A 20,817-nucleotide genomic window follows, 5' to 3' on the forward strand; every position below is an offset into this window, starting at 1 on the left:
CCATTAAAAATTTCAACATTTTCGTAGACGATGTCGAAAAGTCGTCGCGATCACAAATGCAATGCTTCCTACTTTTAAAATAATAAATCTCACTTTGTCACATCAATATGCGTACTAATCCAAACTAGCGTATAACGTGGGCCGAAGCGATTTGATTCCGTTGCACTAAAAATAACGCATGTATCGTTTTTCTATAGTAGAGACGCACCATTTTTTTACGTTTGAAAATGAAAACAGAAATATAACCGGTGCGTACAATATTTGTTCATCATAACGTTATGAGGTGATATTGTCCGTTACATAGTCATTTTTCAGTTCTTGAAGCAATTGTCTAAGATCAAAAAATTGTTGTTTTACGTCGGAATTTTTTCGCCGACTAAATTGTTCATGCGCCTTGCTAACGAAAAGCTGCGTCACTGACAATGACATGCAGTTTACTACACGATGTTCATATCACAATCTATATAACTGGCTCCCGCCTATAAAAAAAGAGCAGTTGAAAAAATCAACTGCTCTGATGTTTATTTTATTTCACAAAAGCATTTAACACATTTTCAAGTGCCATACCGCGTGAACCTTTTAGTAATACTAAAGAATCCGCTGATGCTTCGGCTTCAAGTTTTTCGATAATTGGTGCATAATCGTCCGCGCTCCAAATGACATCGACTTTACCTTGAAGTTTTGCATATAACGCTTCCATACGTGGACCGAATAAGCATACGTGATGAATCGCTTCGACATTTAAGTCATCGGCAATATTTTCATGATATTCGCGCTCTAACGTACCAAGCTCTAACATATCGCCAAGCACGACCCATTTATCTTGACGCATCGTCGCATGTTCAACGAAGTTTAGCGCTGCACGTACTGACGTTGGTGCGGCGTTGTAAGCATCGTTAATGAATAATACATCATTTTTACCTTCAACTAATTGCATACGCATGTTTGTGAGTTGTACTCCTTTTAATGCTGCACGAATTTGGTCGTTCGTTAAACCGATATCTTGCGCGATTAAGATGGCGATTAGCGTATTTTTTACTTGGTGACGACCTAGAACAGAAATAAAGAATTTATCTTCTAATAAGCCGTGCACGTTAAACGTACTACCAGCTGCTGTTTCGGTAATGTTTGCCGCGTATAAATCGTCGCTCGCTTCTAAACCGAATGAGATGGCATTTAAGTTTGCCGCTTCAACAAGTGGTGTTAGCAATGGTTCGTCGCCATCATAGAAAAACTTACCGTCAGCTTGTAGGCCCATTGTAATTTCAAACTTCGCTTTTGCGATACCTTCACGAGAACCTAATGCTTCCATATGCGCTTCACCGATATTTGTAATGACCGCATAATGTGGTTTCGCCATTTTTGTTAATAACTCAATTTGACCGAAGCCGTCCATACCCATTTCAAGTACCGCAAACTGTGTATCTTCATCTAAGCTAAGTAGCGTTAGTGGTAAACCTAATTGGTTGTTGTAGTTACCTTCTGTTTTTTGCACTTTGTAATAAGGTTTAAGCGTTCCTGCGATTAAATCTTTCGTAGACGTTTTACCATTTGAGCCTGTTACCGCGATAAATGTCGCTTTATGTTCTGCACGATAAGCACGCGCCATTTGTTGAAGCGCTTCTTCTGCATCGTCGACGAAAATAAGTGGTACATCTTTCGGTGGGTTCGGCTCATCTTTTTGCCAAAATGCAGCCGCAGCACCTGCTTCAAAAGCTTGTGCGACATATTTATGACCATTTGTATTTTCACCACGGAACGGGATAAATAAATCACCAGGTTGTAGCGTACGTGTATTGATCGATACACCTGTTACAGTAATATCTTCAAACGTTTGATCCGCATCTAACCAACGAGCGATGTCATTTAACGTTTTTTTCATTGGAAAGGACCTCTCTCTTATTGATATTGAAGTTGTTGTTTTTCAGCGTGGCGTTCGATACCTAGGCTAATTAATTTTTCGATTAAGTCGCTGTATGGAAGACCTGTGTTTTTCCAAAGAATTGGGTACATGCTGACAGGTGTGAAACCTGGTAATGTGTTTACTTCATTGATGAAGATGTCGTTTTCAGCCGTAACGAAGAAATCAGCACGTACTAAACCAGCACCATCTAAAATTTTGAAGGCGCGTTTTGCCATATCAGATAGTTGTGCTTGTACGTCATCTGTTACAGGAGCAGGGATTAATAAATCTGTTGAATCATCGTTATATTTTGAGTCGTAGTCATAGAAAGCTGTTTTCGGTTTGATTTCACCAGGTACAGATGTTTCTGGCTCGTCATTACCTAATACGGCCATTTCTACTTCGCGTGCAACGACGCCGGTTTCTACGACGATTTTACGGTCATATTTTAAAGCAACTTCTACCGCTTTGATTAACGCTTCGCGATCGTCTGCTTTTGATACGCCGACACTTGAACCAAGGTTCGCAGGTTTGACGAACATTGGGTACGTTAATTTTTCTTCCATTTCAGCGATTAATGCGTCTTGTTGTTTATTCCAATCGTTGCGGATGAAATATGTGTAAGGTACTTGTGGAAGTCCAGCGATTTCGAATAATTGTTTCATTGATACTTTATCCATACCAGCTGAAGAAGCTAATACGCCGTTACCAACGTAAGGTAAGTTTAATACTTCTAAGAAACCTTGTACTGTACCGTCTTCACCATTTGTACCGTGAAGTAATGGGAATACAACGTCAAATTTACGTTCTTTTAAAGAAGTTAAAAATTCTGTAACGTCATTTTCAGTCGCTGTTTCACGCGTGAACGCAAGTTGTTCTACTGACTCAGCAGGTGCTGTTAATTGGTCACCGACGCGCCATTCACCGTCACGTGTAATAAACACTGGGAAAATATCGTATTTTTCAAAGTTTAATGCTTGTGTAACAGCTTTTGCTGTAGATAATGATACGTCATGCTCTGCAGATTTACCGCCGTATAATAAGCCTAATTTTTTATTCATAATGTTAGTTCCTCCAAATTATAGTTGGTCGTACGAACGAATGTCCTGGAATTGAATAGGACGATTTCTATCGGATCAAGTTTCACGCGAACTTGCGCAAAATATCATTACTTATCATAGCACTCTCTCGCCGATTTTCATAAAAAAAACGTAAAAAAAGATTCCTATCATATGTCGAAAGGAATCAAACGCGTAAACATCAATGTGTACTATTTATGTACTTCAAGTACGCCATCTGGTTTTTGTTTTAATAACGTATTTAAATCGTCCCAAATCTCATCTGCGAAATGAATATCTGCAACATTACGTACTTCTAATACATAAGCGACTGTCGGTTTTTCAATACGATACATCGAAAAGAGCGCACCATCTTTCATATGCTCACGAAATGTATCGCACACATCCATCGTAAAGTGTGGCATGACGGTCGCGACGCGTCGGCGCCAAAAGCTCGTTTGGCGTTCCTTCAACTGAATGACGTTGTTGAAGACGTTGACGACGAGGCGATCATTATCCTCTAAATTGCTAAAATAAATTTTTGTATATTGTTCTTCTTTGTTTTCTAAATATACGTATTTATTTTGTAATTGGTGATAAAACGGCGTGCGTAGTGGCTCTTTTTTATGCCCTATGTATAGAAGCTCCGCCTGTTCTTGCGGCGTTAATAAGTTTAACCTTTTCTCGTCTACAAAATCGATCCAGCATAAATCCTGACGGGAGTCAGAAATTTTTTTTGCAAAATATGGCATACTTTTACTATCTACGAAGCCTAGACGTGTATGCATATTGAATGAGCCATCTTCGAACTCATTTTTCAGTAGCAAAATATTTTGAAGCGGACCGACTGAGGAAGCAAATTCGTGAAATTTTAAACCGCTTAATACCACAAATTGATTCAACTCATTAACGTGCACATATAAATGATGCAAAAAATCATCAGCAGCTCGCATTTTCTTTGCCAAGTCGATCACCCCATTCCTCTTTATATTATAGATTGAAATGCAAGATTTTGAAACATTTGTGATTCGATTTCGTCACATCTTTATGCACAAGCGTGATACAATGAAATACGCTATAATGAGTAAGTGAAATAATTAATATTAGGTGGCAAATATGAATAACAATCGAAAAAATTTCTTCGATCGTTTAGATTGGACGTTAATCTTCATTATAGCCTTATTTTGTGTTGTCAGTTTGACGGCAATCTCTGCCGCGCAAATGTCTGGTCAATACGCAACAAACTTCGTACCAAAGCAATTGTTCTGGTACTTTGTTGCCGCATGTATCATCTCTGTGATGATGTATTTCGAGCCAGAGCAATATAAAAAGATGGCTTGGTATTTATATGGCTTCGGTATTTTCTTACTGTTAGTCTTAATGGTTACACCGGGTAAGCTGACTGAACCACGTAACGGTGCGAAAAGTTGGTTCCACTTAGGCTTTGCCGATATTCAACCGTCCGAGTTTATGAAAACGTTCTATATTCTCGCACTCGCCCGTGTCGTAACGAAACACCATGAATTATATCCTAATAAAACGATCAAATCAGACTTCATTTTACTTGGGAAAATTGCTTTAACATTAATTGTGCCATTAGCATTTATTTTAAAACAGCCTGACCTTGGTACAAGTTTAGTATTCTTAGCGATTACTGCCGCACTTGTATTAGTCGCTGGTATCGCTTGGCGCATCATTTTACCGATCGTCGTTGGCGCAGTTGCTATCGGTGGTACGCTACTTTGGATGGCGCTTTATAAACAAGAATTTTTAAATACAGCACTCGGTTTAAAACCTTATCAATTCGCCCGTATTTATTCTTGGTTAGACCCTTACTCATATTCTTCTAGTGATGGTTATCACTTAGTGAAATCACTAAATGCAATCGGAAGCGGTCAAGTATTCGGTAAAGGGTATAAAGGACACGAAGTATACGTGCCGGAAAACCATACCGACTTCATTTTCAGTATCATCGGTGAAGAATGGGGATTCATTGGCTGTAGTGCCGTGATCGTCTTATTCTTCTTCTTAATCTATCACTTAACGAAATTAACGCTTCAAATGAAAGATCCATTCTGTACATACGTATGTGCGGGGATTATCGCTATGATTACGTTCCATGTGTTAGAAAATATCGGTATGACAACGCAAGTGTTACCAATCACAGGTATTCCACTACCATTCATTAGTTACGGTGGTAGTTCGATGATGGGGAATGCGTTCGCGCTCGGCCTCGTCTTCAGTATGAAATTCCATCATCACACATACATGTTCGGTCGCGATGATTAATTGTAGAGAAACCTTACTTTCAAAAAGTGAGGTTTCTTTTTTTCTCCACAAAAAAACCATGAATTTTTCGTAAAATAGGTAAAAATATTAAAAAATTGTACCGTCGCGTATATTTTTAAAAAACGAGGTGTTTTAACAAAATTTCGGGGAATACATAATACAGAAACATTGCTTTCGTTGCTGTAATGACTTAACTTCTAGACATTTTCGCTGTTTTTTATAACCGCACAAAACTTTACGAATGTAACAATTTTGAAAAACTCTAACTATGTAAATCATGTTATGATAGTACTAATAACAGCTTTGTCAAATAAAACGCTGAAACTTCTGTTTTTCTTTTAGCGTCTTATTATAAAACGAATGAATTGAGGTGGCTCATATGACAAAAGAAGTTGATATTACAAAAATTATTTCGAATTTGTCTAAATTAGGCGTAAAGGCAACGAAAACTAAATCTCGCTTAGAAATGCTTAAAACACTTGCCCCACCGAAATCAACTCCGCAAACTCAAAACTAATGATTGAATTTGCTTCGACCATGTCGGAGTTTTTTTCTTTTATACATAACGAAAAGGAACTGCCTCATTGCAGTTCCTTTTTTTCGTCCATATAAAAACGCAGCGTATCCCCACACGCTGCGTTTTTCCCGTTCAATTCCCATCCCTGTTTGGAAACAATTAAAGCTCTGCTAAATCTTGAGCTTCTTTTGAATTGTATGTGTCACGATCCAATTCGCCTGTTGCGCGTGCTGTTGTCAAGCCGGCAACCATTGAATCATTAACGTTTAATGCTGTACGACCCATATCGATTAATGGTTCGACTGAAATTAAAATACCTGCAAGTGCAACTGGTAAGTCCATTGCAGACAATACGATGATTGCTGCGAATGTCGCGCCACCGCCGACACCTGCAACCCCGAATGAGCTAATTGCAACGATTGCAATTAACGTTAAAATAAATTGCCATTCAAAAGGATTGATGCCCACACTTGGTGCAATCATCACTGCAAGCATCGCAGGATACACACCAGCACAACCGTTCTGACCGATTGATACCCCGAATGAACCTGCAAAGTTTGCAATGCCTTCTGGTACGCCTAAGCGTTTACGTTGCGTTTCGATGTTCATTGGTAGTGTTCCAGCACTTGAACGTGATGTAAACGCAAATAATAACGTTGGAGCTACTTTTTTCACGTATGTGAGTGGACTCATACCTGTAAGTGCCACAATCACTAAGTGAATGATAAACATCGCGATTAATGCGACGTATGAAGCAATAACGAATTTACCCATGTTGTAAATTGCATTGAAATCTGATGTTGCGACTGTGTTCGTCATAATCGCTAAAATACCGAATGGTGTTAAGCGTAAAACGAGTGTCACGATACGCATCACTAATGCATAAATTGTATCGATAGCTTTTTTAATGTAGCCCGCATGTTCGCTGTCTTTGCGTACTAAGCCTAAATAAGCGAAACCGATAAATACGGCGAAAATAACGACTGCAATTGTTGAAGATGGACGTGCGCCTGTTAGATCTAAGAATGGATTCGCTGGAATGAATTCAAGGATTTGTTGAGGCATTGTTTTGTCGCCCATTTCATCTGACTTCGCGACGATTTCTTGACCACGTGCTTGTTCTGCATCGCCACCGACTAAAGATGAACCATCTAAGTTGAATGATAATGCTGATGCGATACCGACTGATGCGGCAACCGCTGTTGTGCCGACAAGCATCGCTAAGATGATGATTGCATATTTACCGAAGCTTTTACCTGCTACGACTTTTGTAAAGGCCGCAACGATTGAAATAAATACAAGTGGCATGGCAACCATTTGTAGTAATTTCACATAACCACTACCGACGATACTAAACCAATCTGTCGTTGTCATCGTTACATTTGAATCGACGCCATAAATAAAGTGTAATGCTAAACCGAATAGAATCCCAAGACCTAAACCGGTAAACACACGTTTTGAGAATGAGACGTGTTTTTTGTTCATTTTAAATAAAAGTGCTAATAAAACGAGTAACACAGCAACATTCACAAGAACTAAAACGATGTCCATGTTATTGCCTCCTAGTGTATAAGTACATAAATTGTTTTTCATAATGAAATATTGTAACAAGCCATATATTAATCCATTAATTCTTATTAGTCAAGTTGGTTTAATAGGAAGATTTGTTTTTTTAGTTATTTGTTGCCCACAATAGGCTATATATAAAGGGAAGTACATATCGGAGGAGGCTTGTTATGTCAGAATTCAGCTACATATTATCGATGACCGGATCGATGATTTTATTTATTAATTTCGTGTTAGCGGCCATTATTATTTTCTTTGAACGTCGAGAACCTTCTTCTACATGGGCGTGGATTTTAGTGCTCTTTTTCTTACCGATTGCTGGCTTCCTTATTTATTTACTGTTCGGAAGACGATTGCGCCAACGCCATTTATTTCGGTGGGAAGGCCGTAAAAAAATCGGTATTGATACGCTCGTCGACTATCAAATCGCAGCGATTAAATCGAAAACATTTGAATATCGCTTAACCGACGCGGCACATTATAAAGAACTCATTTATATGCACCTCGTCAACAACCACGCCGTTTTAACGCAAGATAACGCCGTTGAAGTGTTCGATGATGGGCATGAAAAGTTCGAACGATTAATACAAGATATTTTGCAGGCGAAAACGAATATTCATATTCAATATTATATTTTCCGTCTCGATCATCTCGGTGAACGCATTTTAGACGCGCTCATTAAACAAGCGAAAAAAGGTGTTAAAGTACGCCTGTTGTTTGATGATATGGGTTCGCGTGGCGTTCATAAAAGACATTTCAAACAATTGATGCGCTACGGGGGCGAAGTCGAAATTTTCTTCCCGTCGATTTTACCTCTCGTAAATCCGCGCCTCAATTACCGAAATCACCGTAAACTCGTCATTATCGATGGACGCGTCGGTTATATCGGTGGCTTTAATGTCGGCGACGAATATTTAGGTCTCGATCCGAAGTTTGGTTATTGGCGAGACACACATTTACGTATTGAAGGAAGTGCGGTTCATCCACTGCAAACGCGATTTTTACTCGATTGGAATCAAGCGTCTGACCGCAAAGATTTACAATATGAAGATCACTTTTTCCCGACGATTTCACGAAAAGGTGAAGTCGGTTTGCAAATCGTTTCGAGTGGGCCCGATTCTGATTGGGAACAAATTAAAAGTGGTTACTTAAAATTAATTAACATGGCCAAAAAATATATTTACATTCAGACGCCGTATTTTATTCCAGACGACAGCTTTATGGACGCTGTACGCATTGCAGCTTTATCCGGTATCGACGTCCGCATTATGATTCCGAACAAACCCGACCATCCTTTCGTCTACTGGGCAACGTACTCGAACGTCGGTGAATTGCTTGAAGCGGGGGCGCGCATTTATATTTATGATAACGGCTTTTTGCATACGAAAATGATCGTCATTGACGATGAAGCGTCTACAGTCGGTACGGCAAATATCGATGCACGTAGTTTTAAATTAAATTTTGAAGTGAACGCGTTTATTTACGACCGAAACGTCTCGCATCAACTCGCGGAACTGTTTGAGCGCGACATGTTATATTCACACGAACTAACGCCGACATTGTATGCACAGCGCTCGAAATGGATTAAATGGAAAGAGTCGATTTCAAGGTTATTATCTCCTATTTTATAAACAAAAGAGCACTCGCTATTTGCGAGTGCTCTTTCATTATTGTACCCCTAAATATTGCTCTAATGTCACTTGTTGCTTATAGATTTTCGTAGCTGTCGATTTGCCGACATAACGGAAATGCCAAGGTTCATACATGTACCCTGTTATTTTTTCTTTCCCTTTCGGATAGCGCATAATAAAACCATATTTATGCGCTGTTTTTGCAGCCCATTTACCAGTATTCGTCGTCCCGAATTTTTCAGACGCGTAGTATGCTGTTTGGTACGGGTTGCCGATATCAAACGCTAAGCCTGTCTGGTGCTCTGAATAACCTGGTCGTGCGCTATAACGATCGGCCGCCTTTTTACCGTCCTTTTTGACGTAACGATTATACAACGTACTTTGATAACTGTATGAACGATACGTGCTGAAAGCTGTCATCGAATACCCTGCTTGTTTTGCAGCTTTTTGCCAACGTATAAAGGCGCTACGTGCTTGTTTACTTTCCCCTGGTGCGTATGTTTTAGGCAGTGGATAACTTTTATTAACGAGTAAAATACCGTTAATGACAGTCGGTTTTTTCGGCAACTTTTGTCCTACTGTATACCCACCGCTGCCTTTTTCAGCAGCGACCGCAGCCGTCGTCGGTACGAGCATCGTCGCCGCAAGTGCAAGTGCTAATAATTTTTTCATCCCATTCCCTCCATTTATGAAAAAACTAGGAACAACAATGCGCTCTTTTGTTTAAAACAACCGATGGTGCTTCATACGAAAAACGAATGTGTTCCTAGAATTGGTGTTAGCCTTGTTCACCTAAATATTCTTCAAGTGTACTGTCATTATTATAAATTTCTGTCGCAATATCTACGCCAACATAACGGAAATGCCATGATTCATACATGTAACCAGTAATGTCTTCTTTACCGTCAGGATAACGCATAATGAAACCATATTTATGTGCATTGTCCGCAAGCCATTTGCCAGCTTCTGTTTCGCCGAAACGATTCGATGCGTAGTCTCCCGGATTGTTCACATCACCGATATCAAATGCAAGACCTGTTTGGTGTTCTGAAAATCCTGGTCGTGCGCTATAACGGTCCGCTGCTTCTTGACCATCTTTTGCTACATAATTGTTATATAGTTCATTTTGGCGCTCGTAACTGCGGTATGTGCTAAATGCATTGAACGTATAGCCAGCTTGTTTCGCTTCCGCATTTAATTTTTCAAATGCGCTACGTGCTTCTGCACTTTCTCCTGGTGCATAATCTGAAGGCATCGGGTAACGTTTATTCGCTAGCACGATCCCATCTACTTTTTTTACTTCTGTTGCAGGTTCTTGGTCGATAATATATCCACCTGCGTCACGCTCTGGTTCATCAATTGTTTCTTCTGTTTCTGTTGCTTCTTCTTCAGTCGTCTCTGTTGATGTTTCTTCTGATTGCGCTGCCGTTTCTGTCGTCTGCTCAGTTGTCTTTTTTGGCGTTGCTGTCTCTTCATCCCCACATGCTGCTAATAACATTGCACTCGCTGCAAGTGCTACTATCGGAAATTTAATTAATGACTTCTTCACTACACCCATCTCCTGACTTCAACTATATTAAAAGAATAATGATACGATCGCTAAAATCGTTAAAATACTAAAGAAAATCGCCACAAAACGCATCACTTTTGCTTCTTTGACGTATCCTTTCGCATTCATATCTTTTGCACGTAACGCATTCGTTAATGTAAACGTAAATGCGATCAATGCGACTGCGATGTTAAACTGCTGTTTGAATAAAAATACAACTGCCAGCACACTCGCCACAACGGTTACGATACCTGTCACTTTTTGAATGTCCACTGTATGTATAACACCTCCTCAAAAAAAATAGATCAGAGCGCTAACACTCTGACCTATTATACATTATTTTTTCTTTTTCTTTTGCGCTTTTGCTGCACGTTCAGCAGGTGTTAATTTACGTTTTTCTTCTGGAACTTCAGAAGCTGCCGCGTCAATTACTGCTGCTTTTTTCTCTTTTTTAATCGGATTCCCATCTTCATCTAATGGTGGATATAACATACGACCAATATATGTTTGGATGACTAACAGTAAACCTGAAACCGACCAGTAAAGTGGTAATGCACTAATACTAGAGAATGAAATCACCATGATCATAATCGGAGAAATGAACATCATAATTTTCATTTGTGCTTGTTGTTGCGCTGGCATATTTGCCATTGACACTTTTGATTGCCAGAAGTAAATCGCACCGGCAATTAACGTCATGATGATATCTGTATCACCAAGTTTGAACCATAAGAATGTGTGAGCTTGTACATCTTCAGAATAACGAATTGCATAGTATAAGCCCATGATGATTGGCATTTGAATAATCATCGGTAGGCAACCCATATTTAATGGATTCACATCGTATTTCTTATAAAGCCCCATCATTTCTTGTTGAAGTGCCATTTGTTCTTCCTTAGAAGACGCTGCTTTTAATTTCTTTTGGATAGCTTCCATTTCTGGACGAAGCTTATCCATTTTCGCTTTCATACCTTGTTGATTTTTGTACGTTTTCAGCATGAATGGCATTAAAATTAAACGAATAATGACTGTGATGATAATAATTGCGCCACCGTAACCGCCATCGAGTAATGTATTGCCGAAGAAATCAAGCAGGAATTCCATAGGTTTAACAAACGTTTTGTAGAAAAAGCCTGTACCATTCTCGATTGATTCACAACCTGCTAATAAGAATGGGGCTAGTCCAAGTATTGAAAGTAAGCCTATTTTCTTCACTATTTTTTCACCTACATCATTTTTTTAAAACTATAGTGAAGTATACCGTATTTATACGGTACTTATCAAATTATAGTAGGTGTCATTTTATGAATATTTTACGACTACAGTAAACGCTCTGGTAGTTGGAAACGGAAATATTCGTAATCCGGTTGATCGCGGAAATGCTTCGGCGTCAAACCGACATATTTTTTAAAGATACGTGTGTAATAACTTTGATTGCAGAAATGGAATTGCTCTGAAATGCTTGAAATGCTTTTATTCGTGTGGCGTAAGTAGTATTGAGATTCTTCAACGCGACGTACGTTTAAATATTCGACTAATGTAATACCAACGTGCTCTTTGAAAATACGAGATAAGTGGCTCGTACTAATTGAAAAGTGTTGCGCAATATCTTCAACAGATAAATCTGTTTCGACTTCATCATCGATAAACATGATGACTTTGTTCACTGTTTGGTGTTTGTAAGAAGGTTGTTTACGCTCAGAGATCACATAGATGTAAAACTCAATTAAATCGTCAGCAAATTGTAAAAATTCTGCATCATTCATGCGCTCATCAACCATTTGTACGCATGCTGAGTTAAAAGCAAATGCTTTTTTAAGTGGTGCTTGGTTGTCGATTAACTTACGTGTCACAACTGAAGATAAAATAATAAAGTAGTGACGAATCGCGCGGAAGAAGTGCTTGCCTGCGCGCTCTGATAAAATATCAATTAGGTTACGTAATGATTCTTTCGCCGCATCCGTTTCCAATTGATAAATTTCTCTGATTAGCTGTGCTTCGACTTCATAAAACTTTTCAATTCCATCGTAACGATTCATAACTTCGATTTCTTGGAAATAACGCTTTGAAATAGCTTCTGAGATAGAATATTGGTGTTGTAACATATAGAATCCCCATCTTTCTGAAAAATACGCATTTTGTATTAACCCTTAATCCTCAATAAATGAAAAAAGTATCAAGTTTTGTATAGTAAGTAGCGCCCTAATTTTTTATAAAATCCGCCGTTTAGGTCGTTATACTTAAATAATTTACAAAGTAATTGAGTGATTTTTATAAAAATTATACAATATTATGCAGTAAAGGAAAAGGTACTATTTGAAAAAATTTATGTAATTTTTATTATTAATGAAACTTATTATAGTTCATTCTACATAAGTCGACAAAATATCATTTTTTTGTTAAGATGTGAGTGTCTTTTGCTTCATTTTTTCATCGAGTATTATTTTTTCTGAATTTTCCATATATATATGGCGTATTTTCAAGCTTTAAATGCTATACTAACTGAGTATCATTCTGCAATCAAACATAAAATTTCTCGTTAATACCACATTATTTTGCAGATTGATGAAGCAAATTTATTTTAAGTACTTAATTTTGGAAACAAACTATAGTAAAATGTTATGACAGGATGAAATGAATTTAAGATATCGGAAGAAACGAGGTATGTAGGAATGGATCCTAAATCAATCGAAGAATTAATAGAGGTCATTAAAGAATTTTTCCCTGATAATACTTCTATCGCCATCTCGGATACAGACAAGTATCTATACTATCAACCAAGCAAAAAAATCGATTTAAAGATTAAGCCTGGTGAAGAGATCCCAGAAGGCTCTGCAACACATAAAGCTCTTGATTACGGTCAAAAAATCAACTCATTTATCGAACCAGACGTGTTCGGTGTACCGTACTACGGCATGAGTATTCCACTATTAGAAGAAGGCGAAACGAAGGGTGCAATCACTGCAATCTTCCCTCAAAAGCCATCTCCTTTCTTAACTAACTACATCACAATTAAAATTGATGATTGCTGGTACCCAGTAAAACACAATGAAGTGATCTACTTAGAAACACAACTTCGTAAAACATTTGTAAAAACGATGAAAAAAGAAGGCTACCACCGCTTAAACTTAAGCGACCTTGAGCTATTCTTATCACCTGACACATTTATTCGTTGTCACCGTTCTTATATTGTTAACATTGATTACATCGATGAAATTCAACCAGATTCACACTCTACATTCTTATTAATCATGAAAGACGGTACGCGCATTCCTGTTAGTCAACGTTACGCAAGCTACTTCCGTCGTTCTCTTGGTTTCTAATATTAATAGAGCATCGATTTGCTATACAGAAAAGAGATTGGCGCGATGCCAATCTCTTTTTTTGTAGCATTTTCTTGATGAATCGTATTACTGTTATATGTCAATCTCATTTCCTAAATCTGTTATACGTCACATTTCGTTCACATTTACATTCAAAAAACGCTATAACAGACTTAAATTTTCTCTAAATGAACACATTTTCGCCTTTTAATTAACAGAAAAAGAAATTGTGACAATTTGGTGATAGTATTGACATATTGAGGGTTTACCCTTTTTATTCAGTATTTTTCTAATGAAGAAAGAAGGCAATTTTAATGATTAGCAAAGTCGAAGAACGATTACGCTATGCAGGCTTAGAAGACAAAATTATGTCTGCTGATGCCGCTGCTGCACTAATCAACAATGGCGATACTCTTGGTTTAAGTGGTTTTACTCGTGCCGGAGACGCTAAGTTTGTACCGCATGCACTTGCAAAACGTGCAAAAGGTCTAGAAGATTTTAAAGTAGATGTATACACAGGTGCATCACTTGGTTTCGATACTGACGCAGTAATGTCTGACGCTGGTATCGTACGTAAGCGTTTACCATTCCAAGTTGACCGTACAATGCGCGGTCACATTAACAATGGTGACGTTGGCTTTATCGACCAACATTTATCTGTAACTTCAGAGTACCTACGTCAAGGTGCGATGAAAATTGATGTAGCAATCATCGAAGCGACTGCAATCACTGAAGATGGTTTCTTAATCCCAACAACATCTGTCGGTAACTCTCCTATCTATGTAGAATCAGCAGACAAAGTCATCATTGAACTGAACGTTGCTGCTCCTGCAGAATTAGAAGGCCTACACGATATTTATCTTCCTGAAAAACAAGGCGAACGTGGTCCAATTCCAATCCTACATGCGAATGACCGCATTGGCGCTAAAGGTATTAAACTCGACATGGATAAAGTCGTTGCAATTGTTGTCACTGAACAAGAAGATTCTCCTTCTAATATCGTGGCACCAGATGCTGAAACACAACAAATGGCGAACTACTTACTTGATTTCTTCCGTTCAGAAATTAAAGCTGGCCGTTTAACAAACACACTAGCACCACTGCAATCAGGTATCGGCTCTGTAGCTAACGCTGTACTTGCAGGTATGGTTGATTCTGAATTTGAAGACCTTGAAGTATACTCAGAAGTACTACAAGATGCTGTCTTCGAATTAATCGACGCTGGTAAAGTAAAATCAGCATCATGCTGTTCATTTACATTATCTCGTGAAAAAATGGACACAGTGATTCCACGTTTAAAAGAATACGCTGACAAATTAGTATTGCGTCCACAAGATATTTCTAACAGCCCTGAAGTCATCCGTCGTTTAGGTTTAATTTGCATGAATACTGCACTTGAATTCGACATCTACGGTAACGTCAACTCAACACACGTTTCAGGTAGCAAAATGATGAACGGTATCGGTGGTTCTGGTGACTTCGCACGCGCTGGTCGCCTATCAATTTTCGTTACAAAATCTGTTGCGAAAGATGGCAAAATCTCATCAATCGTCCCAATGGTTTCTCACGTAGACCATAACGAACACGATGTAGATGTCGTTGTAACTGAACAAGGTATCGCAGACTTACGTGGTTTAACACCTCGCGAACGCGCGGAATTAATCATCGAAAACTGTGCACACCCAATGTATAAAGAAGCACTTCGCAACTACTTCGAGGAAGCAAAAGCAACTGTTGGTGGTCAAACACCTCACATGCTAACAAAAGCATTCTCATTCCACAACAACTTGGCAGAACACGGTACAATGTTACCTCAATAGTTCTTTTTATAGATGAATGAAAAGACAATATAAATGAAAAAAGCGACTTCCCTTTTACCGTAACAAAAAGGAAGTCGCTTTTTCGTATTGTTTTATTTATTTTTTTCTTGTTGTTCATTGTAATATTGGACAGTCGTTCCTGCGCCGCCGCCTTCTGAAAGCATATCACGGTCGCGAAGATGCTCGTTGCTTACGCCATCTTCCGCTTGATCGTTAAGACCGTTTGGACGGTAGTTTAATTTTGGTGCCGCTACTTTTGGCGATGGTTTATCGCTATCAAGCGTCGTTTTATTTTTATTTTCTTCGTTATCGTGTTCAGATGGACCATCTACTTCTTCTTGTTTACCTTCGTTGTAGTATTGAACCGTCGTCATAGCACCTTCATCAACCATATCGCGATCTCGTAAATAATATGATCTGTCCGGGTCTGTATCAGGATCTGCACCGTGCGCTACTTGCTCACGATCGTCTACTGTTTCTACATCTTTTTCATCTGTAGATGTCGCCGCAGTTTGACTTAACAGTTCATTGACTTTCTCTTTCGTACTATTAAATGCAGCCATCGCTTTGTCACGATTTTCCGCTTTTCGTAAGTATGCATAAGCACCTGCTGCAAGACCTGCAATAATTAACGTATTTTTTTTCGCCATTTTAATAGCCTCCCGTAAAATTCAATGTGTATATGTATGTATTACCCTGATAGAAATCATTTTAACCAATAACATCTATTGCAAATATTTAACGAAATCATTACGGAACTATCATTTTATGCTAAGATGGTGACATTACTAGTTCATTGAAACGGAGTGTAGAGCATGCCATCAAAGGGAGATTTAACGAAGCTGCGCATTTTAGGCGTCGCGCGCGAGTTATTTTATAAAAAAGGATATGATGCTACATCTACCGCTGAAATCGCCAAAAATGCAAGTATTTCAGAAGCTGCGATGTACAAATATTTTAAAAGCAAAAAAGATTTGTTAATCGCTTCTGTTCAACCGACGTATTTCGTAACAGACAATACCGATTATTCAAACTTAACGAACGTCGAAGTAGTAGAACATTGGACGGCACTTTTTTTAGAAAAAGTAGAAAATAATTTACAACAGTACATTATTTTATTCGGAGAATCGACTAAATATCCTGAGCTTTCAGAAGCATATTTAGAACTTTTCCATAAAGATACGAAAGCAGATATAGAGGTACGTAAACGCATCGATAAAGGTGCCTTTCCTGAACTTGATATTACGTTACTACAAGTCGGTATGATTGGCGCATTAATTGCGATGATCCAACATTTAGTCATCTATCAAAAACAAGATGAGCGTACGATTGTGCCAGACAAAGTGAAGCAAGTCATTAGCAGTATTATTAGCGGTAAATTTTTTGAATAAAAAAAGAAGCAGCGCGCCGATGCACTGCTTCTTTTTTATTTGATTTGCTCGTGATTGCTAGAAATATGTCGTTGTTCTTTGCCGACAGGCGCTTCTTGTGGCTGACCTTTTTTACGTGTGAAACAAAGAATGGCGGCAATGTAATATAAAATAGATGGGACTGATACGAGGCAAGCAAAAATACCAGCACCGATAAATAAAATACCAGCGACGCGCGTGTCACTATTTAACTTAATCATGCCTGCTGTCCCTAAAATTAAACTAATAATTAGCACGACGATAACGAACCAACTAACAGCATCAAATACTTGTGAAAGGTCGTATAAATCTGTCCATGTAAGCTCGGTGCCTGTACGCTGTTGAACATCATCAAATAGCTGTTGTTGCACGCTATCTGTTTTAAAAAGACTATCAATGCTAAATATAATAATACCTGTCGTTGCTATACCGAAGACATTTAAAATCGACGCGATCATTGCTAAAATTTTTTCGATCGTGCGGTTCATCTGTTTTCACCCTTTCTCCCTGTCACATGCTTTCGAAGTCACGCTGATCGTTGCGTTTTATTATCTATACCCGCTTTAAAAAAATAAAAAAACGCCTGTTCATGCAGGCGTGAAATCCGATTAAGATACTTTAATGTCATCGTAGTCTGTCGACTTTTCAAAAGCTGATGCGACGTATGAGCAAACGGGCTCAATTTTGTAGTTTTTCTCACGCGCATAATCTGCAGCACGCTCGACTAATTGACGTGCAATGCCTTGTCCACGTAGTGAATCGTCGACAAATGTATGATCGACAACCATTACATCTCCTAATTGTGTCCAACTAATTTCTGCATTGACGACTTCGCCTTCTTTATGTTCGAAAGCAAATTCTTCGCCACCGCGTTTTGTGAATTCAAACTCCATTACGCCTCACTCCTTTTATAAATTATCGTCATTTTATCACAAATTTTGGAAATACAATATTAAAACGACTGCAAATGAAAAAAACACAACGTTGGTCGCACCAACGTCGTGTTGAGGTTATTTTGATTCTGTTTCTTGATCGTCATTCATGCCGAATAAGTTTTTAAACCAATTCACAACTTTATCCCAGAAGCCTGTATTTTCATTCACGCTATCTTTTAAATTGTTAATTGAATCTGTTAGCTTACCGCCAAGATCGTTTAACTGATCTGACCATTGGCCGAAGTTAATGTCTAAGTTGCTAATTTTATTCATTAAGTCAACGAGCAATTGACGGTCTTCATCGCTTAAGCTAATTTTTAACTCGTTTAATTTATCGTCAACGATTTGTGCGACTTCTTCTTTCGTTGCTGGTTTTTGTTCAGCGATTTGTTGTTTAATTTCCGTTAATAACTGACTAACTTTATCTTGATCGACACCTGATTTTTCCGCTAAATCCGTCGCAACACCTAGCTCTTGGTTCGCAACATCTGTACGTTCCGTATCTAGTTTTTCACCTGTTGATACTTCGTACGCTTTATAAATACCGGCAAGTGCAGAGTGGCCTGTTACTTGTTTCGGTGCAGCAACTTCTACTTTCGCATCCGTAATACCTGCTGTTAACATCGCATTTGAATACATATCTGCAGTTACTTGCGTAATGTTTTGTGGTGTTTTAATGTCTACGACAATGCCATGTCCTGCATCTTCTGGAGTAATTTCAGCTGATGAGAAAAGACGCGCTGACGCATTCCCATTTTGAATATATTTCGCAATATCTGAACCTGTTACAGTAATTTCTTTCACCGTACCTGCTACGCCTAGTTGTTGTTTCACTGTTTCTTTTTCAGCAGCGCTTAAAGAACTACCGTATACAACGATTGGATCGCCTAGTTTTTCGTTGACGACTTCCGCTGATGCTGTATTTGAAAAGCTTGTCATTGCTACTGCTGAAGCACTCACTGCTGCAGTCGTTAAGCAAAGTGCTGCAACGATCGCATATGCTCGTTTTTTCATCGTTCGTCTCTCCCTTAAAAACTCATTTGCTTATATTACGCAAAAAAGGACGAAAAAGTTTCATTGCTACTTTTTCGTCCACAGTGATTTAGTCTTTTAATTTTGTCCAGCCATCAACTTGTTCGATACGACCAGCTTTCATTAACGTACCTAATGCACGTTTGAAAGAACCTTTACTCATGTTGAACATATCTTTAATTTCATCTGGTGATGATTTATCGCCAAATGGCATTTTGCCGCCTACTTCTTGTAAGTAAGTAAAGATTTGATCTGCATCAGCAGTTAAGCGTTCATATACACGTGGTTTCATAGATGCGTTCATCGTACCATCTTCTTTAACTTCGATAATACGTACGTTTACGTCTGAACCTAAACGTGGTTCTGCATCACGTTCTGTTTGGTGAACGAAAATACGGTATGGTTTTTCGACACCTAAAAGGAACGTACCGATTGGTAATAAACGATATGGGCGCGCTACGATATTTTGGTTAAATAACTCAGGTTCGCCATCTTCGAATAATTCCATAACACGTTCTTCTGTTACTAAACGGCCGAAAAGGTTACCGTTATAATCGACACGTAATGTAACGTATAAATGATCGCCGACTTCTGGCCATAAAGATTCCATTACTGGTAAATCTTCTGCAGGGACGATGACTTCACGTGACGTACCGATATCAATGACCGCACCGTCGTGACGAGATACACGCATGACGCGTGCCCAGCCGAACGTATCTTTCGTAATATGTGGAATCGCTGTCGTCGCAGCTAAGTCACCGCGGCGGTCAGCGTATAAAAATACTTTTACTTGGTCGTTTTCTTTTAGTTCCTCTAGTACTTCAGAACTGTTTAAACGTACATCTGTTTCATCGTTTGTTAAAATATATTGAGATGCTTGCTTCTCTTTCACGACAAGCGTTACAACATCTCCTGATAATAATTCAGTCATTTTAAAACTCCTCTCAATTGTTGACACGTACTATTCGAAATGATGCTCTAAAGATTTTAGCGCTTCAATCTTTTGTACAAACTCAGGATTCTCTTCCAGCACTTGGATTAGGTCTGCAATACGGTCTATGGAGTTCCAACTAAGGTGATGCTCAATGCCTTCTACATCATTGTAAATCAAGTCCTCATCGACACCAATGAGTCGTAAAAACTGCTCCAATAAACTATGTCTTTCAACGAGGCGTTTGCCGAGCTTTTTGCCTTTTGGCGTCAGCGACAAGCCACGATATCTTTCGTATATTAAATAACCATCTTTATCAAGCTTCTGAACCATCTTTGTAACAGAGGAAGGAAGAACAGACAGTGCTTCTGCAATGTCCGATACGCGCGCATAACCTTTCTGATCTATAAGTAAATATATTTGTTCGATGTGATCTTCCATACTCGGTGTCGGCATCTAATTCCCTCTCTTTCCAGTAGTTATCTTACTAGTGTACTACAATTAACATTAAAACGTAAGGTAACGTCAAACTTGCTATTTTTTATGTTCATTTTGCCCAATAATGTGTATCGCATGAATGACTTGCTTATTAATTTCATGCATTTGTGCTGGTTGTTTCAAATGCATGTAAGCTTTCTCACGGTCTTCTGTCGTCGTCACATAATAGCTTTGTAAATGATTCAATGCGATGGCACAAATTTTCGCCTCGCATTGTTCACAATGACAATATGTTGGATATTCTGGACCGTATATTAAAAAGCGTACAATGCCCTGAACAAGTTCTTCCGTCGCGTTCATTAACGGAATCGTTTGTTCGTGTTGTATCATGAAAAATTTCCTCCTCAATAAGTGCG

22 protein-coding genes are annotated in these 20,817 nt (G+C 38.7%); 6 read left to right on the forward strand and 16 right to left on the reverse strand.

Annotated features, from left to right (window positions below; genetic code table 11):
- Nucleotides 1-526: 526 nt before the first annotated feature.
- The 3 genes from KMHG_RS14645 to KMHG_RS14655 form a co-directional block, all read right to left on the reverse strand.
- Nucleotides 527-1,882: a UDP-N-acetylmuramoyl-tripeptide--D-alanyl-D-alanine ligase gene (locus KMHG_RS14645; RefSeq protein WP_010290627.1), complete on the reverse strand. Its 1,356-nt coding sequence runs from the start codon at nucleotides 1,880-1,882 to the stop codon at nucleotides 527-529.
- A gap of 17 nt (nucleotides 1,883-1,899) precedes the next feature.
- A complete protein-coding gene (locus KMHG_RS14650) occupies nucleotides 1,900-2,964 on the reverse strand; it encodes a D-alanine--D-alanine ligase (RefSeq protein WP_010290630.1) in 1,065 nt (354 codons plus the stop codon).
- A gap of 209 nt (nucleotides 2,965-3,173) precedes the next feature.
- The gene (locus tag KMHG_RS14655) at nucleotides 3,174-3,935 is read right to left on the reverse strand and encodes a hypothetical protein (protein WP_010290632.1); all 762 of its coding nucleotides are present in this window, start codon (nucleotides 3,933-3,935) and stop codon (nucleotides 3,174-3,176) included.
- Nucleotides 3,936-4,077: 142 nt separating this feature from the next.
- Here KMHG_RS14655 and rodA point away from each other — a divergent pair, with 142 nt between their 5' ends.
- A complete protein-coding gene (gene rodA / locus KMHG_RS14660; RefSeq protein WP_010290633.1) occupies nucleotides 4,078-5,250 on the forward strand; it encodes a rod shape-determining protein RodA in 1,173 nt (390 codons plus the stop codon).
- Between the two features lie 379 nt (nucleotides 5,251-5,629).
- Nucleotides 5,630-5,767, forward strand: a complete 138-nt coding sequence (locus tag KMHG_RS19460; RefSeq protein ID WP_010290634.1) for an Lmo0850 family protein — start codon at nucleotides 5,630-5,632, stop codon at nucleotides 5,765-5,767.
- A gap of 159 nt (nucleotides 5,768-5,926) precedes the next feature.
- Here the strand turns inward: KMHG_RS19460 and KMHG_RS14670 are convergent, their stop codons facing one another.
- Nucleotides 5,927-7,318, reverse strand: coding sequence for an L-cystine transporter (locus tag KMHG_RS14670; RefSeq protein WP_010290635.1), 1,392 nt, complete (start codon nucleotides 7,316-7,318; stop codon nucleotides 5,927-5,929).
- 185 nt (nucleotides 7,319-7,503) lie between these two features.
- Between KMHG_RS14670 and cls the strand changes: the two genes are divergently transcribed.
- Nucleotides 7,504-8,964 (forward strand): cardiolipin synthase, encoded by a 1,461-nt coding sequence (cls, locus tag KMHG_RS14675; protein ID WP_010290636.1) that lies wholly within the window; start codon nucleotides 7,504-7,506, stop codon nucleotides 8,962-8,964.
- Between the two features lie 36 nt (nucleotides 8,965-9,000).
- On the opposite strand, the gene KMHG_RS14680 is transcribed toward cls, so the two are convergent.
- The 5 genes from KMHG_RS14680 to KMHG_RS14700 form a co-directional block, all read right to left on the reverse strand.
- A complete protein-coding gene (locus KMHG_RS14680; RefSeq protein WP_010290637.1) occupies nucleotides 9,001-9,636 on the reverse strand; it encodes a M15 family metallopeptidase in 636 nt (211 codons plus the stop codon).
- A gap of 106 nt (nucleotides 9,637-9,742) precedes the next feature.
- Nucleotides 9,743-10,513: a M15 family metallopeptidase gene (locus tag KMHG_RS14685; RefSeq protein WP_010290638.1), complete on the reverse strand. Its 771-nt coding sequence runs from the start codon at nucleotides 10,511-10,513 to the stop codon at nucleotides 9,743-9,745.
- 27 nt (nucleotides 10,514-10,540) lie between these two features.
- Nucleotides 10,541-10,786 carry a hypothetical protein gene (locus KMHG_RS14690; RefSeq protein ID WP_010290639.1) on the reverse strand — a complete coding sequence of 82 codons (246 nt, stop codon included), beginning with the start codon at nucleotides 10,784-10,786 and terminating at the stop codon, nucleotides 10,541-10,543.
- Nucleotides 10,787-10,849: 63 nt separating this feature from the next.
- Nucleotides 10,850-11,728, reverse strand: a complete 879-nt coding sequence (gene yidC / locus KMHG_RS14695) for a membrane protein insertase YidC (protein WP_010290640.1) — start codon at nucleotides 11,726-11,728, stop codon at nucleotides 10,850-10,852.
- 104 nt (nucleotides 11,729-11,832) lie between these two features.
- On the reverse strand, nucleotides 11,833-12,618 hold the full coding sequence (locus tag KMHG_RS14700) for an AraC family transcriptional regulator (RefSeq protein WP_010290643.1): 786 nt from the start codon (nucleotides 12,616-12,618) through the stop codon (nucleotides 11,833-11,835).
- Between the two features lie 567 nt (nucleotides 12,619-13,185).
- Between KMHG_RS14700 and KMHG_RS14705 the strand changes: the two genes are divergently transcribed.
- Nucleotides 13,186-13,836 carry a LytTR family DNA-binding domain-containing protein gene (locus tag KMHG_RS14705; RefSeq protein ID WP_010290644.1) on the forward strand — a complete coding sequence of 217 codons (651 nt, stop codon included), beginning with the start codon at nucleotides 13,186-13,188 and terminating at the stop codon, nucleotides 13,834-13,836.
- Nucleotides 13,837-14,150: 314 nt separating this feature from the next.
- The gene (gene scpC / locus KMHG_RS14710) at nucleotides 14,151-15,656 is read left to right on the forward strand and encodes a succinyl-CoA:acetate CoA-transferase ScpC (RefSeq protein WP_010290645.1); all 1,506 of its coding nucleotides are present in this window, start codon (nucleotides 14,151-14,153) and stop codon (nucleotides 15,654-15,656) included.
- A 92-nt stretch (nucleotides 15,657-15,748) separates the two neighbouring features.
- Here the strand turns inward: scpC and KMHG_RS19465 are convergent, their stop codons facing one another.
- Nucleotides 15,749-16,306, reverse strand: a complete 558-nt coding sequence (locus tag KMHG_RS19465; protein WP_010290646.1) for a YbyB family protein — start codon at nucleotides 16,304-16,306, stop codon at nucleotides 15,749-15,751.
- Between the two features lie 165 nt (nucleotides 16,307-16,471).
- On the opposite strand from KMHG_RS19465, the gene KMHG_RS14720 reads away from it, so the two are divergent.
- Complete coding sequence (locus KMHG_RS14720) at nucleotides 16,472-17,047, forward strand: TetR/AcrR family transcriptional regulator (protein ID WP_010290649.1); 576 nt, start codon at nucleotides 16,472-16,474, stop codon at nucleotides 17,045-17,047.
- Between the two features lie 35 nt (nucleotides 17,048-17,082).
- Here the strand turns inward: KMHG_RS14720 and KMHG_RS14725 are convergent, their stop codons facing one another.
- The 6 genes from KMHG_RS14725 to KMHG_RS14750 all read right to left on the reverse strand — a co-directional run bounded on the left by KMHG_RS14725 (nucleotide 17,083) and on the right by KMHG_RS14750 (nucleotide 20,791).
- Nucleotides 17,083-17,553 (reverse strand): DUF4064 domain-containing protein, encoded by a 471-nt coding sequence (locus tag KMHG_RS14725; protein ID WP_010290651.1) that lies wholly within the window; start codon nucleotides 17,551-17,553, stop codon nucleotides 17,083-17,085.
- Nucleotides 17,554-17,673: 120 nt separating this feature from the next.
- Nucleotides 17,674-17,958, reverse strand: a complete 285-nt coding sequence (locus tag KMHG_RS14730; RefSeq protein ID WP_010290652.1) for a GNAT family N-acetyltransferase — start codon at nucleotides 17,956-17,958, stop codon at nucleotides 17,674-17,676.
- Between the two features lie 117 nt (nucleotides 17,959-18,075).
- Nucleotides 18,076-19,014, reverse strand: coding sequence for a DUF1002 domain-containing protein (locus tag KMHG_RS14735; protein ID WP_010290653.1), 939 nt, complete (start codon nucleotides 19,012-19,014; stop codon nucleotides 18,076-18,078).
- Between the two features lie 88 nt (nucleotides 19,015-19,102).
- Complete coding sequence (locus tag KMHG_RS14740) at nucleotides 19,103-19,963, reverse strand: CvfB family protein (RefSeq protein WP_010290654.1); 861 nt, start codon at nucleotides 19,961-19,963, stop codon at nucleotides 19,103-19,105.
- A gap of 30 nt (nucleotides 19,964-19,993) precedes the next feature.
- On the reverse strand, nucleotides 19,994-20,419 hold the full coding sequence (gene mntR, locus KMHG_RS14745) for a transcriptional regulator MntR (RefSeq protein WP_010290655.1): 426 nt from the start codon (nucleotides 20,417-20,419) through the stop codon (nucleotides 19,994-19,996).
- 78 nt (nucleotides 20,420-20,497) lie between these two features.
- Nucleotides 20,498-20,791, reverse strand: a complete 294-nt coding sequence (locus KMHG_RS14750; protein WP_010290656.1) for a late competence development ComFB family protein — start codon at nucleotides 20,789-20,791, stop codon at nucleotides 20,498-20,500.
- Nucleotides 20,792-20,817: the final 26 nt, after the last annotated feature.

The organism is Kurthia massiliensis (genome assembly GCF_000285555.1).
Lineage (GTDB): Bacteria > Bacillota > Bacilli > Bacillales_A > Planococcaceae > Kurthia > Kurthia massiliensis.

Coding starts and splice junctions, on each gene's coding strand:
- KMHG_RS14735 (WP_010290653.1), bottom strand. CDS start 19,014: ATGAAAAAACGAGCATATGCGATCGTTGCAGCACTTTGCTTAACGACT.
- KMHG_RS14750 (WP_010290656.1), bottom strand. CDS start 20,791: ATGATACAACACGAACAAACGATTCCGTTAATGAACGCGACGGAAGAA.
- KMHG_RS14700 (WP_010290643.1), bottom strand. CDS start 12,618: ATGTTACAACACCAATATTCTATCTCAGAAGCTATTTCAAAGCGTTAT.
- KMHG_RS14680 (WP_010290637.1), bottom strand. CDS start 9,636: ATGAAAAAATTATTAGCACTTGCACTTGCGGCGACGATGCTCGTACCG.
- scpC (WP_010290645.1), top strand. CDS start 14,151: ATGATTAGCAAAGTCGAAGAACGATTACGCTATGCAGGCTTAGAAGAC.
- KMHG_RS14645 (WP_010290627.1), bottom strand. CDS start 1,882: ATGAAAAAAACGTTAAATGACATCGCTCGTTGGTTAGATGCGGATCAA.
- KMHG_RS14725 (WP_010290651.1), bottom strand. CDS start 17,553: ATGAACCGCACGATCGAAAAAATTTTAGCAATGATCGCGTCGATTTTA.
- KMHG_RS14740 (WP_010290654.1), bottom strand. CDS start 19,963: ATGACTGAATTATTATCAGGAGATGTTGTAACGCTTGTCGTGAAAGAG.
- KMHG_RS14670 (WP_010290635.1), bottom strand. CDS start 7,318: ATGGACATCGTTTTAGTTCTTGTGAATGTTGCTGTGTTACTCGTTTTA.
- KMHG_RS19465 (WP_010290646.1), bottom strand. CDS start 16,306: ATGGCGAAAAAAAATACGTTAATTATTGCAGGTCTTGCAGCAGGTGCT.
- KMHG_RS19460 (WP_010290634.1), top strand. CDS start 5,630: ATGACAAAAGAAGTTGATATTACAAAAATTATTTCGAATTTGTCTAAA.
- rodA (WP_010290633.1), top strand. CDS start 4,078: ATGAATAACAATCGAAAAAATTTCTTCGATCGTTTAGATTGGACGTTA.
- KMHG_RS14705 (WP_010290644.1), top strand. CDS start 13,186: ATGGATCCTAAATCAATCGAAGAATTAATAGAGGTCATTAAAGAATTT.
- KMHG_RS14730 (WP_010290652.1), bottom strand. CDS start 17,958: ATGGAGTTTGAATTCACAAAACGCGGTGGCGAAGAATTTGCTTTCGAA.
- mntR (WP_010290655.1), bottom strand. CDS start 20,419: ATGCCGACACCGAGTATGGAAGATCACATCGAACAAATATATTTACTT.
- cls (WP_010290636.1), top strand. CDS start 7,504: ATGTCAGAATTCAGCTACATATTATCGATGACCGGATCGATGATTTTA.
- KMHG_RS14650 (WP_010290630.1), bottom strand. CDS start 2,964: ATGAATAAAAAATTAGGCTTATTATACGGCGGTAAATCTGCAGAGCAT.
- KMHG_RS14720 (WP_010290649.1), top strand. CDS start 16,472: ATGCCATCAAAGGGAGATTTAACGAAGCTGCGCATTTTAGGCGTCGCG.